A 16031-nucleotide genomic window follows, 5' to 3' on the forward strand; every position below is an offset into this window, starting at 1 on the left:
GAACTATAATATCACTATTAACTATCTTATTTTCTATAATTTGAATTTCAGATTTAAGCTCATCTGTAATTTTAAAACCATTTTTAACAATACTAACAGCTTTATCTTTAAGACCCAATTTTAGTAACTTACCACCATTAAAACTCTTAGTATTTAAATAATCCTTTGTTATCTCATAAATAGCATTTCCAACATTCTTAATAACTGATGTCAATACATTATCAGGAGCAAGATAAGACTGATCTTGATCAACGCCAATAATATAATGCCCATCTCCAAGTTCTTTTGAAACCTCAATAGCACCAAGTCCTGCAAGCCCTGCTGACACAAATATGATATCAACATCATCTTTGTACATCTTTAAAGCAATAGTCCTTGCTAAAGACAAATCTACAAAAGATCCTAAATATTGAGAAGTTAACCCAACATCTTTATTTGCATATTTAGCACCAGCTTCATATCCATACCTAAATGCATTAATTACCATACCATCCATTCCACCTAAAAATCCAATTTTACCTGTCTTAGATATTTTAGCCGCAAGATACCCAGCTAAAAATGAAGCCTCTTCAACTTTAAAGGAAAGACCAAGCAAATTATCAGGAATACTAGTATCATCTTCATAAATAACATCAACAGCTCCATAAATAATATCCCTATTCAATAAAGCAGCATGTTCAATAGACTCTTGCAGTCTAAAACCAACTCCCCAAATAATGTCAGAGCCTCTATCTTTAAGGCTCTCTAAATCACCAACATAAGCACTACTTGTTGAAGCTCTTCCAACAATTTCAACTTCAAATTCATCTTCTAAAACCTTAGCACCTCTCCAAGCATCCTCACCAAATGATTTATCATCAAAAGTACCATCAACTATCAAAGAAATTAACGCCTTTCCTGAAGTTCCCAAAATAGATGTCTTTTTACTGCATCCTAAGAAAATTAATATCACACAAATTAATACCATAAATTTATTCATAAAGTAAAACCTCTAATTTCATATCATCTTTTATGTAGATGATCACTAATAAAATAATTATAAGATTTTTCATCTTTGGGAACTGTAATCTCATTATTAATTATTTTTTCTTTAATCTCTAAGAGAAAATCTGGATTCCTAATTAAATCTAAATTTATTGTTTCATTAAAAATCAAATCAAGTGCTCCATCTTTAAGTCCAAACTCCAAATTACCTCCACGCCAATTATCAAACTTTAAATAAGATTTTGTCAAATCGAAAATAACTATATCAATGCACTTAACGTAAGACACAAGCACATTACTAGGAGCAAGATAAGACTGATTTTGGTCAACACCAATAATATAATGTCCATCTCCAAGTTCCTTTGAAACCTCAATAGCACCAAGTCCTGAAAGACCTGCTGCTGCAAATATAATATCAACTCCAGATGAATACATTTTACTTGCAATTGAACGTCCAAGAGAGATATCAGAAAATGTTCCTACATATTGAAAACTTACTTCAATATCTTTATTTGCATACTTAGCACCAGCTTCATATCCATACCTAAATGCATTAAGAATAACACCCTCTATTCCACCTAAAAATCCAATTTTACCTGTCTTAGATATCTTTGCTGCAAGATACCCAACCAAAAATGCTCCTTCCTCCGATCTAAAATTTATATTTACTAAATTTTGTGGCAATTTGATATCTTCCAAGTAAGAACCTTCAATAATGCCATAATTTACATTAACATTTTCAAGAGATTTACGTAAAAATACATCTGAAAATTTAAAACCAACTCCCCAGATCAAATCAGAACCACTCTCTTCTAAGCCTCCAATATCAGACAAATAATTAGAAGCTTTAGATTCTTTTTGAATTATATTCACTTTAAATTCTTCTTTAATCTGAGTCATTGCCTTGAAAGAATTTTCATTAAATCCTCTATCATCAAAAGTACCATCAACAATGACAGAAACAGTATTAGAAAACGAAACTTTATCTTGTGAATCTGAACAACTTAAGAGCAAGAAAAGCAAAACAACCTTTATTAACCATCTCATATACAAACCTCCACCCAACTCTACTTAAGCTAAAATCAATCCACAACATCAAAATATATAAAAATTAAACCTATTACTATATTACCATCTATAATGTGTGAAAGCTCTGTTTGCTTCTGCCATTCTATGAGTATCTTCTCTCTTTTTGAAAGCCGCACCTGTTGAATTATAAGAATTAACAAGCTCATTTGCTAATTTTTCTTTCATTGACTTTCCACTAGCTTTTCTGGCAGCTGATATAATCCATTTCATTGCCAAAGCCTCACGTCTCTCCTCTCTAACTTCAACTGGAACTTGATAAGTAGCACCACCAACTCTCCTACTGCGAACCTCTACCAATGGTTTAACATTATCTAAAGCCTTATTGAAAGCAGCAACCTTATCAACCTCTTCAAGTTTTTCTGCAAGCATATCAATTGAATTGTAAACTATAGATTCACTAATAAACTTTTTTCCATCATACATCATTCTATTTACAAATTTAGCAATTACCTGAGAATCATACTTCGAATCTTTAAAGACCTTTTTCTTAATTTTTTTACTCTTTCTTGACATACAATTTACACCTCTTAAGCCTTTGGTCTCTTAGTTCCATACTTAGAACGACCTTGCTTTCTATTATTAACACCAAGAGTATCTTTAGCCCCTCTAATGATATGATATCTAACACCCGGCAAATCTTTAACTCGTCCACCCCTAATTAGAACAACTGAATGCTCCTGCAAATTATGACCAATTCCCGGAATATAAGCTGTTACCTCAAATCCATTTGAAAGTCTAACACGAGCTACTTTTCTTAAAGCTGAATTAGGTTTCTTAGGCGTAACTGTCATTACACGAGTACAAATTCCTCTCTTTTGAGGACAATTTTGAAGCGCAGGAGATGCTGTCTTTTCTTTTTGACTTTTTCTTGGCTTCCTAATTAGTTGATTAATTGTAGGCATCTATGCTCCCTTTTTCCTGATTTTACCAGTAAATGGTATCAAATATAAAATTTATTTTCAAGCTAGACTTCTGAATTTGAATTTTCTCTCACCTTGACCCTTTTATATAAATTCATTCCCGTTCCTGTAGGAATTAAATGACCAATAACAACATTTTCCTTAAGACCTCTTAGATCATCAATACTACCAGCAATTGACGCATCTGTTAAGACTTTAGTTGTTTCTTGGAAAGAAGCAGCTGAAATAAATGAATCAATATTAAGAGATGCTTTAGTTATACCAATAAGAATTGGACTAGCTACTGCAGGTTCACCACCTTGCTCAATAACCCTTTTATTTTGTTCATAAAAAGCATGCTTATCGACCTTTTGATTATAAACAAAATTAGTATCACCCACAGAAACAATTTTAACTTTTTTCATCATCTGCTTAATAATAACACCAATATGTTTATCATTAATACTTACACCTTGCTTTCGATAAACATCTTGAATTTCTGCTAATAAAAATTCTTGCAAACTAATGCCACCAAGAATTTCAAGAACATCATGAGGATTAATCCTTCCATCACAAAGCATATCTCCAGCCCTAACAACATCCCCATCTCTCACCAAGAGATGTTTTCCAGCAGGAATATAATGCTTATGTTCAACTCCATATTCATCTATAACATTAATAAGTCTTTTACCTTTTTGAATTGCCTTAAATTGAACAACTCCACTCACTTTAGCCATTTCAGTTAAGTTTTTAGGAATTCTTGTTTCAAATAAATCATTAACTCTAGGAAGACCACCTGTAATATCTTGTGTTTTCTCAGATCCTTTAGAAAGCTTTGCAATGATATCTCCTATATCAATATCTTGTCCATCTTCAACTTGAAGGTAAGCATCTCCAGGTAATACATAAGATGCAATTTCAACACCTCTATCATTAATAATCAAAATTCTAGGATCAAGAGATTCAAAAACTTGATCTGTAATTCTCTTTTCAATATTGCCTGTTTCAAGATTAATCTCTTCTTTAAGAGTTGTTCCTAAAATAATATCTTTAAATTTAATTTTTCCTTTAACCTCAGCAATAATTGGTTCTGCAAACGGATCAAATGTTCCAATTACACGTCCAGCCTCAACATAATCTCCAACATTTATTTCAAGTCTTGTACCAACCTTTAGTGAAATCTCTTGTTCTTCAGAAACAATCATCAACTTATTATCTTTAATCTTAATGTAACCAATATGAGATGATAATACCTCAACTCCACTTTTATCAATAAATAAAGACATTCCCTTAATTACTTTTTGAGAATCTGAAACCTTAAGTTTCTTAATTTTTTTAATACTCTCCTCATAAATCACATTTATTACCCTTAAGACTCCCTTCCTTGTAAAAAGCAACCCTCCATCAACTTGAACATTAAAACCTTCAAGTCCATTTAGAATAAAAGCATTCTTAAGAGCAATCTTATCATCTTCACTACCAGCTTGTGCAACTCCTCCAATATGGAAAGTTCTCATCGTAAGCTGTGTTCCTGGCTGACCTATTGACTGTGCTGCTATTATTCCAACAGCTTCTCCAATGCTAACGGGTTTATTGTTTGAGAAATCCCGCCCATAACACTTTTGGCAAACTCCATGCTCAGCCTCACAAGTTAAAACAGATCTAATAACAAGTTTATCAATACCAACTGTTTCTAACAATTTTATCTTGTCTTCTGTAATTTCTTCATTTACATCTAAAATAATCTCTCCAGTAATAGGACTTTTTATCCGTTCAATTGAATAACTTCCAACAGCTTTTTCTCGTAAAGGTTCAATTATTTCCTCACCATTTTTTAAAGCTTCGACTTTTATACCATTAATAGTACCGCAATCTTCTATTCTAACAACAACGTCTTGTGCAATATCTACCAATCTTCGCGTTAAATACCCAGCATCTGCTGTCTTAAGAGCAGTATCTGCAAGTCCCTTTCTTGCACCATTTGTAGATATAAAGAATTCAATAACAGACAGTCCTTCTTTAAAGTTAGAGATAATTGGAAGTTCAATAATATCACCCGATGTTTTAGCCATTAATCCTCGCATTCCAGCAAGCTGCCGTATCTGATTTCTACTTCCACGAGCACCAGAATCAGCCATCATATAAATCACATTAAAGCCATCTCTATCCTTTTTAAGGATCTCCATCATTTTATTAGTAAGCTCTTCATTTGTCTTTGACCAAACAGAAACAACGTTATTATATCTCTCTTCTCCAGTAATAACACCTTTGGTATAATCATTCTGAATTTTCGCAATCTCCCTATTAGCCTTCTCTACATACACTTTTTTCTCTTGAGGAACAATAATATCACTCATACTTATTGTACATCCAAATTTAGTAGCATATTTAAATCCAAGCTCTTTAATAATATCTAACATTTCAATTACAATAGAAGACCCATAAATAACATAAACCTCAGAAATTAAAGTTTGCAATTCATAATCACTAAGAGTTTTATTTACAAATGAAATTTTTCCTGGCAAAGCTTCACTAAATACAACACGTCCTGCCGTAGTCTTTATATATTCCTCACCAACTTTTACATAAATTCGTGCATTATAATCTAAGCTCTTATTATTAATTGCAAGAAGAACATGATTAAAGTTAGAAAACTTACGTCCTTCTCCCATAACATTTTTTCTCTCCATAGTTAAGTAATAAAGACCTAAAACAATATCTTGAGATGGAAATACTATAGGATGTCCATTTGCAGGATTTAACAAATTATTAGTTGACAACATCAAAGCCCAACTCTCAGCCTGTGCCGCAGGAGTTAAAGGAACATGAACAGCCATTTGGTCACCATCAAAATCGGCATTATATGCATGACAAACAAGAGGATGCAATTTAATAGCCTTGCCTTCAACCAAAACTGGCTCAAAAGCTTGTATTCCCAATCTGTGAAGGGTTGGAGCCCTATTTAAAAGCACAGGATGCTCTTTAATAACATTATCCAAAATTTGCCATACTTCATCTACTTCTTGTTCAATTAAACTTTTAGCCCTTTTTATATTAAATACGGCTTCACTCTCAATTAATTTTCTAATCACAAATGGTTTAAAAAGCTCAAGAGCCATCTTTGCAGGAATACCACACTGATGAAGCTTAAGTTCAGGCCCAACAACAATAACAGAACGACCAGAATAATCAACTCTCTTTCCAAGAAGGTTTTGTCTAAATCTACCTTGTTTACCTTTTAACGCATCAGATAAAGACTTAAGAGGTCTATTAGATGTGCCCTTAACAACTTTTCTCTTATGAGAATTATCAAAAAGAGAGTCAACTGATTCTTGAAGCATTCTTTTTTCATTTCTAACAATAATCTCAGGAGCATTAAGAAGTAAAAGTTTTCTCAATCGATTATTTCTATTTATTACCCTTCTGTAGAGATCATTTAGATCAGAAGTTGCAAATCTGCCACCATCAAGTTGCACCATAGGTCTAATTTCTGGCGGAATAACAGGAAGAACATCCATAATCATCCATTCTGGTTTATTACCAGAAATCTTAAAATTTTCAATAATTTCAAGACGTCTTAAAAGTTTTTTATCTGTTTTGTCGTCTTTATCAATCATTTGAAGCCTAAGCTTAGATGAAAGCTCATCAAGATCAAGATTTTCAAGTAGAGTTTTAATTGCCTCAGCACCCATTGAAGCGCTAAAAGACATCCCATATCTTTCTTTTGCTTCAGAATACTCATCTTCATTTAAAAGTTGCATTTTTTTAAGGTCAGTATCACCTGGCTCAATTACAATATATTTCTCATAATAAAGAATAGAATTTAAATTAGAAGCAGTAATATCAAGTAAAAGACCAATTCTAGAAGGAATATATTTATAATACCAAATATGAGCAACAGGAGCTGATAGTTCAATATGTCCCATTCTCTCACGTCTCACTTTAAAATGAGTCACTTCAACATTACAACGATCACAAATAATACCCTTATATCTTATTGACTTAAATTTTCCACAATAGCATTCCCATTCTTTAGTTGTACCAAAAATTCTCTCACAAAAAAGACCATCTTTCTCAGGTCTTAAAGTTCTATAATTAATAGTTTCAGACTTCTTAACTTCTCCATAAGACCAACTTCTAATTTGGTCAGGAGATGCTATTTTTATTCTTATCTTTTCAAAATCTTTTATCTCTTTCATAAAATCCTCAAAACCTAAGTCTTATTAATTAATTCCTCTTCCTTTTCTGTTAAAGGAATTTGATTTCCATTATCATCATAAATAGATAAATCAAAACCAAGACCTCTTAGTTCCTGCATCAAAACATTGAAAGATTCAGGAATTCCAGATACGTTAGTAGGAATGCCCTTAACAATATTTTCATATATCTTAACTCTTCCTGACATATCATCTGACTTTACTGTTAATAATTCTTGCAAAGTATGCGCAGCTCCATAAGCTTCAAGAGCCCAAACTTCCATCTCTCCAAGTCTTTGTCCACCAAATTGAGCTTTTCCTCCAAGAGGTTGTTGAGATACAAGTGAATAAGGGCCTGTAGACCTTGCATGCATCTTATCATCAACAAGATGATGAAGTTTCAACATATATATAACTCCAACCATAACTTCATTTTCAAATGGTTCACCTGTATATCCATCATACAAGACTGCCTTTGACGTCTCATTAAATCCAGCTTTTTTTAACTTTTCTTGAATACATTCATTTGTAGCAGACTCAAAAACAGGAACATCATAATATTCGCCAAGATACTTACCAGCAAGACCAAGCTGAGATTCCATCAATTGTCCAATATTCATACGAGATGGCACTCCCAAAGGATTCAAGCATATATCAAGAGGGGTCCCATCTGCAAGATATGGCATATCTTCAACAGGAAGAATCTTTGCAACTACACCCTTATTTCCATGTCTTCCTGCCATTTTATCACCTTCTTTAAGTTTTCTTTTTTTGGCAATATAAACCTTTAATATTTCATCCACACCAGGTGGAAGATTGCCAACATCATCTTTAGTAATTCTTTGAACATCAATTACAGTTCCTTCAGTACCATGAGGAACTTTTAATGAATTATTCTTAACATCCTTTGCTTTCTCACCAAATATAGAAGTTAAAAGTTTAAATTCAGGGGTAATATCTCCTTCTGATTTTGGAGTAACTTTACCAATTAAAATATCACCTGGTTTTACATAAGTCCCTATTCTTACAATTCCATTTTCGTCAAGTTTACTCAATATCTTTCCACTAACATTAGGAATATCAGCCGTAACTTTTTCAGGTCCAAGCTTAGTCTCTCTTACTTCAATGCTAAATTCTTTAATGTGAATTGAAGTATAAAGATCTTCCTTTACAATTCTCTCAGAAATTAAAATAGCATCCTCATAATTAAATCCATTCCACGGAATAAAACCAACTAATAAATTATTACCAAGCGCCAATTCTCCATATCTAGTAGCAGGACCATCTGCTATTATCTCATCCTTATTAACAATTTGGCCATTCTTCACCAAAACTGAATGATTGAAAGAAGTATCCTGGTTTGTCCTCTCATATTTATAAAGTTCATATTCATCTAAATCTTGTTCAGAAGTTGCATTATCAGGTTTAATAACTATCTTTTTGTTTGTGGCTAAGACAACTCTACCAGGTCTTTTTGCTTTAATAACAACACCAGAGTCTTTTGCAACTATCCTCTCCATACCTGTACCAACAATAGGTGGCTGTGGAAATAATAAAGGAACTGCCTGACGTTGCATATTCGAACCCATAAGAGCACGATTTGCATCATTATGTTCAAGAAAAGGTATTAACGCCGAAGAGACAGATATTAATTGTCTAGGCGAAACATCCATGTAATCGATATTTTTAGGCATCATTGTAGTATAATCACCAGAAATCCTAACAGACACCAAATCATCAGTATAATTACCATAAGAACTAACAGAAGCATTTGCTTGCGCAATACATTTTTTTTCCTCATCAATAGCAGACAAATATTCAATATCATCAGTTACCTTACCATCAATCACCTTCCTATAAGGAGTTTCTAAGAAACCATAATCATTCACTTTTGAATAAGTAGCCAAAGAAACAATAAGTCCAATATTTGGGCCTTCAGGAGTTTCAATAGGACACATCCTACCATAATGAGTATAATGTACATCTCTTACTTCAAAACCTGCGCGATCCCTTGAGAGTCCACCAGGACCCAATGCATTAAGACGTCTCTTATGCGTAAGTTCGGCTAAAGGATTAACCTGATCCATAAACTGAGAAAGCTGACTGGTTGCAAAAAATTCTTTAACAGCAGAAACAACGGGCTTAACACTAATTAATTCTTGAGGTTTCAAATTGAATACTTCTTTATTAGACATTCTGTCCTTTGCAATTTTTTCTACTCTTGACATTGCACCTTTATATATGTTTGTAAGTAACTCACCAACAGAACGCACTCTTCTATTTCCAAGATGATCTATATCATCAAGAACATCATGCCCATCATATATTCTTAAAAGATGAGATATAGTATTTACTATATCTGTCATAGTAAGAACTGATGTTGTAAGATCATCAAGACCAAACTTCTTAGAAAGTTTATATCTTCCTACATGACCCAAATCATATCTTTTTTCTGAAAAAAATACAGTTCTTAAATCGTTCTCAGCATTGTCAATTGATATTGGTTCACCAGGCAAAAGTACACTATAAACTGCAAGCATCACGGATTCTCGTGAAAGCTCCTTAAATCCATCTTTTAAAGCAAAATAAGCATCTTCTTTTTCAAAACAATTTAAAATAACATCGGAACTAATGAAATGTTTTCCAGGAACACTATCATACCCATCAAAATCAATCAAGTTTATTTCTTTAACTCCATTTTGCAAAAAGTCTTCAATATCTTGCAAAGTTATCTTATCACCTGCCCGATAAGTCATATTTTCTTTTATAGTAATGTTTGTAGCTAAATACTGTCCTGTAATCTCTCTTTTAGTATCATCATTTACTTCAATTTTTCTAATCTTATAAAAAGTCTCTATTATTTTTTCTCTAGTATCAAGACCTAAAGCTCTTAAGAAAAGAGTAACTAATATTCTTTTTTTTCTGTCTATCTTAACATAAAGATAATCTTTCTTTGAGTCAATCTCAAATTCAAGCCAAGAACCACGATAAGGAATAATACGAGCATAATACAAATCTTTTTCCTTATAAAAAACAACCCCCGGAGATCTATGAATTTGTGATACAATGACTCTTTCTGCACCATTAACGATAAAAGTTCCTCTATCTGTCATTAAAGGAATAGTTCCCATATAAACATCTTTTTGTCTTATCTCTCCTGTTGTTAGAAACTGTAAGTTTAATCTTATCTTTAAAACAGCCTCATAACTTTGCCCCTTTCTTTTACACTCTTTCTCAGTAAAGCTAATAGAATCATATTCAATATAATATTTTTCATATTCAAGAGCAACCTCACCATTGCTACTTTTCATAGGAAAAACATCTCTAAACACAGATTCAAGGCCCTCATTGAGTAAAGGTTTATTATTTTTTAATCTCTCAAGTTGCAAAAATTTTTCATAAGAATTCAATTGTATTTCTATTAGGTTAGGTAAGTTTAAGATTTCTTCGGCTTTTCCTTGTCCTAGATGAACCCTTTTTATCATTAAAAGACTCCTTTTTTAAGACACAATAAACCACATGCCACTTAAACGACATGTGGAATAAAAAATTTGGCATATTTTTAGTGCTTTACTTAATTTCAACTTTTGCACCAACTGCTTCTAGTTTCTTCTTTATTTCCTCAGCATCTGATTTTGAAACACCTTCCTTAACTGCCTTAGGAGCAGATTCAACTAAGGCTTTAGCCTCTCCAAGTCCAAGTCCAGTAATAGCTCTTACTTCTTTAATAACGTTTATCTTACTATCTCCAAAAGATACAAGCATCACATCAAATTCTGTCTGTTCCTCAACAACACCAGTAGCAGGACCAGGGCCAGCAGCAACTGCAACTGCAGCAGCAGTAACCCCAAACTTTTCTTCAATAGCTGTTATAAGCTCAACAACTTCAGATGTTTTAGCTTCTTCAAGCCATGTTAAAATATCTTCTTTATTTAGTGCCATATTAACTTAACTCCTTTCATATTATTTTAAACAGTGATAGCATGCACCCTATTAAGACTAACACTGCTTTTTTTAAACTTTAATATCAGACAAAGCCTTTAAAGTTCTTACAAGTTTTGACATTGGTGCTTTAAGCACACTCATAAACAAAGAAATAGATTCAATCTTAGTAGGAAGTTTACTATAGGCACTAAGTTTAGACTCATCATAAACTTCTCCTAAAACAAAACCTCCTTTAACCTTTAAAGTAGTAGTTTTGACAAACTCATAAAAAATTTTCGCAATAACATTGGCTTCATCAAAAGCAGTAACAACAGCTGTTGGACCTAAAAGACAAGAATCAAGACCTTCAATATCTTTATCTTTTAACACTCTTTTCATTATATTGTTTTTAACAACTTTTAAAGCACCCTTTTCATCCTCAACCCTACTTCTTAACTTAGTAAGTTCTGCTACCGTTAATCCTCTGTAATCTAAGAAAAAAATATTATCCTTGCCATCTAAAAACTCTTTTAACGAATTAAACATTTCAACCTTTTTAGGATTTATCTTTTTATCCATAATTCAGCTCCTAAACAAAATCAATCTTTACAGAAGGTCCCATCGTAGATGAAACATAAACACTATTAACAAAAGTACCTTTCAAATCACTTGGCCGTCTTTTAAGTAATTCTTTAATAAACTCATCATAATTTTCCCTTATTTTTTTACTATCCATAGAAGATTTACCAACAGAAAAATTAATTACACCATTCTTATTTGCTCTAAACTCTGTACGTCCCTTCTTAAGACTAGCTATTGTACCTTTCAGATCATTTGTAATTGTTTGTGTTTTTGGATTTGGCATCAATCCCCTTTTTCCTAAAATCGGACCAAGTTTTCCAACATCTTTCATCATATCAGGCGTTGCAACAACAACATCAAAATCACTAAAACCATCCTTAATCTTATTAATAAGATCATCATCTCCAACATAAGCAGCACCAAATTCTCGTGCCTCTTCTGCTTTCTCACCTTTTGCAAAAACAAGTATTCTCTTTTCTTTCATAAATTGATGTGGCAACACAAGCGTCTCTCTAACCGTATGATTTTTCTTTAAATTAAGATTAACAGATACATCTATAGTCTCATCAAATTTAACAAACTTAATTTCTTTTAACAAAGATATTGCATCATCAATATTATAAGATTTAAGCTTATTTACCTTAGAGAGAGCTTGAATATATTTTTTTCCACTCTTAGCCATTATTTTTCCACCTCAACACCCATAGATCTAGCACTTCCTGCAATAATTTTAAATGCAGCCTGCTCCGTTTTTGCATTCAAATCAGGCATTTTAATTTTTGCAATTTCCATTATTTTTTCTTTTGATATAACCCCAACCTTATCTGTATTTGATTTCTTAGAACCTGTCTCTATGCCAACAGCTTTTTTAATTAAAACTGACGCTGGTGGAGTTTTAACAACAAATGAAAAACTCTTATCACTATAAACAGTAATAATAACAGGAACAACAATTCCTGGTTCCATTTTAGCAGTTCTCTCATTAAATTCCTTAACAAACTGAGGACCACTAACACCATGAGGTCCAAGAGCCTGTCCTATTTTGGCTCCTGGAGCAGCTTGAGCAGCTGGAACTTGAAGTTTAACCCAAGCAACTTCCTTTTTTTTCTTAGACATAAAAAACTCCTTATGGTAAATAACGCTCTTAAAGCTCCCATTTATAAACTTATTGCTAAATTTTTTCTATATGTTGAAAATCAACTTCAACAGGAGTTGACCTTCCAAAAATTTGAACTGCAACTTTCAATTTTTTCTTCTCATAATCAATGGATCCAATAACACCCTCAAAAGAATCAAAAGGACCTCCCTTAATTCTTACTCTCTCACCTTCTTCAAAATCATAAAGTATAAAAATAGATTTATCTGCCTTAATCTCTCCAGCAAGCATAAAGACACTCTTAACTTCCTCATCACTAATTGGAAGAGGTTTTTGTTCTTTAGTAGTACCAACAAAATTTACAACACCTGATATTTTAATAATATTAGCTACAGTACTTTTCCACTCCTGATCGGAAAGATCTAATTCAATCAATATATACCCTGGCCAAATCTTTCTCTCACGTATACGTTTCTTTCCATTTCTTATCTCTTCTACTCTCTCAATAGGAGCTTTAACATCCAAAACATTATTACCAAAAACACCTTCACTAATTAAAAGCTTTATTTCCTGTTCTATTTTTTTCTCATACTGAGAAAAAGTTTGTAGCACATACCAGGCCCTAGACATAATTTTTTCCTTAAAATATATAGGTTATAACAAGATACATGATATAATCTACCGCACCTAAAAAAACAGAAATAAAAACAACTAACCAAAAAACCTGTTTTCCACTGCCTATTACTTCATTATACCTAGGCCATGTTATTTTTTTAAGTTCTAAAACACTTTCTTTAAAAAATTTAAACACTTAAAAGCCCCTCTTTGATAACACAAACAACAGGTCAGAAGGGAATCGAACCCCCAACATGTGGTTTTGGAGACCACTGTTCTACCATTGAACTACTGACCTATCACTTAAATCACTTTATTTTGCCTTCTTTATGAAGAGTATGTTTTCTTAAACTTGGACAATATTTCATCAATTCCAATTTTTCTTGAGTATTACGTCTATTCTTAGTAGTAGTATAATTTCTAATTCCCGTCTCTTCACACACTAAAGCTATAAGCCCAACAGCTCCTTTACCTTTCTTCTTTCCCATAACAACACTCCTGAATATACAAAAGCCCTCAATCGGATTTGAACCGATGTCGCCACCTTACCATGGTGGTGCTCTACCACCTAAGCTATAAGGGCATTATTTCCCTTCGGTAATAAACCCTTATACCATGTTAATTTATTATCTTAAAAAAGACAAGCCTTATTAAATAATATCTTAAAATTTCAATTTAAAGTCTATCATTTAATAATAACGAACTTACCCTCTCTTAAAAGATTGATATTATTTTCATTTGAAAATATCTTATTTATAGAATAATCATCAAGTATAATATCTGAATGATTTTTGCCATAAACCCCCTTAGCAATCAATCTTAAAGGATAGTCTCCAATTCTGTCTTTATTTTTATAAGAAATATCATTTGTATACTCAAACATACCCCATTTTTTAAGGGCATCCGGGTCAACCATTCTTTTGTCAAAATAAAGCTTAATATTTTCATCATAAATTTTAACAAAAAAAGCATCTGTTAATTTAACAATAGAACCAGAGGAAGATTTATAATCATCACCCGCATAAATAATAATTCCGGTATAAACAAACTGTTCAACAGTTGTATTCATTAATGGGAAAAAAGCTTTATAAGGCTTACTATGACCTAAAAATAAATTTATAAAATCAGGGAAAATACAAAGCTCATACCTAACGGTGATATTCTTCAAATCTTCTGAATATTTCATGTATCCTCTTTTCAAAATACTATCAAGTCCTGAAAAATATAATATTAAATGAGGATCAGAATCAAAATAGTCTTTAAAAGTAGAATCAGAATCAATTATAATTTCAAAAAGCGATTCTCTTATCAAAGTATCCTTAAAATCATTAACACTAAACACTAATCTAGAAGTAGAATCAATACCAACTCTACCAAATCTATCTTCATCTACTGGTTTAATAATATCAAAATAAACTATTTTAGCATCCCAATCAATTGTTCTCTTTATGCTAGATTTAGATGAAACGTCATTTATGATGGACACATTAGAATAAAACAAAAATAAAAAATTCAAAAGACCATTAAGCAAATTCACACAAATCTCCCTATTTTTTACCTAAATAAACACCTATCCAAGCCCAACCATCATTAATTTCTGGATCTTTTGGATAAGAAATTTTTTTAAAAACAAAATACCATTCCCAAATATGTTCCCAACCACTAGATCCAAGATAAGATATATCATTACTAGAATCTGCTTCAAAAGTTTTTGCAAACTGTATACCATTTTTTCGCCTACTACTAAGCTTAATCATAGTTGTCAAAAAACTGTTCGTATTAATCGAATTACTTTTACCACTTCGCTGATCCCAACTTTGAATAAAAAAATTATGTTTATCTCTTATACTTAATAATTTTGTAGTATTTCCTGAAAAAATATATCTCTTAACATCAGAAATTAAGTCATTCAAATTTCTATAAACTACAAAATCTGGATTATCATAATAATTAATTTTAGTCATAACAGCAGAATAATCTCTTGAATCTATTTTTAAATCTGATCGTGGTATTGAGAGTAGCTTTTTATAATAAAGATAAGCCTCATCATAACTTTGAACATCTTCTAAACTTAAAGCAAGATTGTAATAATAATTACCCCTATCTGAATTGGTCATATTTTCAAAATTATCATTCAGTAACAATTTATAATAATTTATTTTGTCTATAGCATCAATATTTAAATTGATCACTCTCTTTGCAATATCTAATTTTATAGAACTATTCTCATAAATATAATCATCAAAATTATCAACAATATATCTATAATACGTAAAAGCTATCTCATCTTCCTTAATATAAGAATATATATTACCCATCAAGTAAAAATATAAAGGATAATATTCCTTATCCGCATCATCAGCAATTCCCTTATTAACAAAACTCAAAGCATCCTCATAATCTTTATTGTGCATATGAATATCAACTATTCTATCAATGATAAGAAATCTATCTAGACCTTTTTTATTTGAAGCTTCTAAAAGACTTGTTAGACTCTGAATTTCACTTTGTTTACTCTTATAGCAACTAAAAATCAGCACTAGCCCAAACACTTGAATTAATAACTTCATTGTTTTTATTATATAATAAAGGTCATGCATAACAAAATACATCTTAAGTTCAATAAAAAATACTGGAATTTTAACA

Annotated in this window: 15 protein-coding genes and 2 tRNA genes; all 17 read right to left on the bottom strand. The window is 31.8% G+C overall.

All coding sequences use genetic code 11. The annotated features are described in order from the left end of the window. On the bottom strand, nt 1–979 hold a 979-nt coding region (locus BN1173_RS01930; RefSeq protein ID WP_040236284.1), incomplete at its 3' end, for a BMP family ABC transporter substrate-binding protein. A 23-nt stretch (nt 980–1002) separates the two neighbouring features. Then, complete coding sequence (locus BN1173_RS01935) at nt 1003–2031, bottom strand: BMP family lipoprotein (RefSeq protein WP_040236285.1); 1029 nt, start codon at nt 2029–2031, stop codon at nt 1003–1005. An 81-nt stretch (nt 2032–2112) separates the two neighbouring features. Continuing rightward, on the bottom strand, nt 2113–2586 hold the full coding sequence (gene rpsG / locus BN1173_RS01940) for a 30S ribosomal protein S7 (RefSeq protein WP_014696254.1): 474 nt from the start codon (nt 2584–2586) through the stop codon (nt 2113–2115). A gap of 14 nt (nt 2587–2600) precedes the next feature. Continuing rightward, the gene (gene rpsL, locus BN1173_RS01945; protein ID WP_012538144.1) at nt 2601–2975 is read right to left on the bottom strand and encodes a 30S ribosomal protein S12; all 375 of its coding nucleotides are present in this window, start codon (nt 2973–2975) and stop codon (nt 2601–2603) included. A 62-nt stretch (nt 2976–3037) separates the two neighbouring features. Continuing rightward, nucleotides 3038–7171, bottom strand: a complete 4134-nt coding sequence (gene rpoC / locus BN1173_RS01950) for a DNA-directed RNA polymerase subunit beta' (protein WP_040236287.1) — start codon at nt 7169–7171, stop codon at nt 3038–3040. 14 nt (nt 7172–7185) lie between these two features. After that, nucleotides 7186–10653: a DNA-directed RNA polymerase subunit beta gene (rpoB, locus tag BN1173_RS01955; protein ID WP_040236289.1), complete on the bottom strand. Its 3468-nt coding sequence runs from the start codon at nt 10651–10653 to the stop codon at nt 7186–7188. An 85-nt stretch (nt 10654–10738) separates the two neighbouring features. Next, nucleotides 10739–11110 carry a 50S ribosomal protein L7/L12 gene (rplL, locus tag BN1173_RS01960; protein WP_040236290.1) on the bottom strand — a complete coding sequence of 124 codons (372 nt, stop codon included), beginning with the start codon at nt 11108–11110 and terminating at the stop codon, nt 10739–10741. A 72-nt stretch (nt 11111–11182) separates the two neighbouring features. Continuing rightward, a complete protein-coding gene (gene rplJ / locus BN1173_RS01965) occupies nt 11183–11671 on the bottom strand; it encodes a 50S ribosomal protein L10 (protein WP_014696258.1) in 489 nt (162 codons plus the stop codon). A gap of 10 nt (nt 11672–11681) precedes the next feature. Beyond that, a complete protein-coding gene (gene rplA, locus BN1173_RS01970; RefSeq protein ID WP_014696259.1) occupies nt 11682–12356 on the bottom strand; it encodes a 50S ribosomal protein L1 in 675 nt (224 codons plus the stop codon). Further along, nucleotides 12356–12790, bottom strand: a complete 435-nt coding sequence (rplK, locus tag BN1173_RS01975) for a 50S ribosomal protein L11 (protein ID WP_012538150.1) — start codon at nt 12788–12790, stop codon at nt 12356–12358. The genes rplA and rplK overlap by 1 nt, the downstream gene beginning before the upstream one ends. A gap of 55 nt (nt 12791–12845) precedes the next feature. Then, complete coding sequence (nusG, locus tag BN1173_RS01980; protein ID WP_012538151.1) at nt 12846–13400, bottom strand: transcription termination/antitermination protein NusG; 555 nt, start codon at nt 13398–13400, stop codon at nt 12846–12848. A 10-nt stretch (nt 13401–13410) separates the two neighbouring features. Further along, the gene (gene secE / locus BN1173_RS01985) at nt 13411–13581 is read right to left on the bottom strand and encodes a preprotein translocase subunit SecE (RefSeq protein ID WP_012538152.1); all 171 of its coding nucleotides are present in this window, start codon (nt 13579–13581) and stop codon (nt 13411–13413) included. A 30-nt stretch (nt 13582–13611) separates the two neighbouring features. After that, nucleotides 13612–13683, bottom strand: a tRNA-Trp gene (locus BN1173_RS01990). A 10-nt stretch (nt 13684–13693) separates the two neighbouring features. Next, nucleotides 13694–13873, bottom strand: coding sequence for a 50S ribosomal protein L33 (rpmG, locus tag BN1173_RS01995; RefSeq protein WP_012538153.1), 180 nt, complete (start codon nt 13871–13873; stop codon nt 13694–13696). Nucleotides 13874–13896: 23 nt separating this feature from the next. Next, a tRNA-Thr gene (locus BN1173_RS02000) sits at nt 13897–13968 on the bottom strand. Between the two features lie 102 nt (nt 13969–14070). Next, nucleotides 14071–14922 carry a hypothetical protein gene (locus BN1173_RS02005; protein ID WP_014696260.1) on the bottom strand — a complete coding sequence of 284 codons (852 nt, stop codon included), beginning with the start codon at nt 14920–14922 and terminating at the stop codon, nt 14071–14073. Nucleotides 14923–14932: 10 nt separating this feature from the next. Continuing rightward, nucleotides 14933–15955 (bottom strand): tetratricopeptide repeat protein, encoded by a 1023-nt coding sequence (locus tag BN1173_RS02010; protein WP_040236291.1) that lies wholly within the window; start codon nt 15953–15955, stop codon nt 14933–14935. Nucleotides 15956–16031: the final 76 nt, after the last annotated feature.

The sequence above is a fragment of the Borrelia crocidurae genome (assembly GCF_000825665.2).
GTDB classification, from domain to species: Bacteria; Spirochaetota; Spirochaetia; order Borreliales; family Borreliaceae; genus Borrelia; species Borrelia duttonii.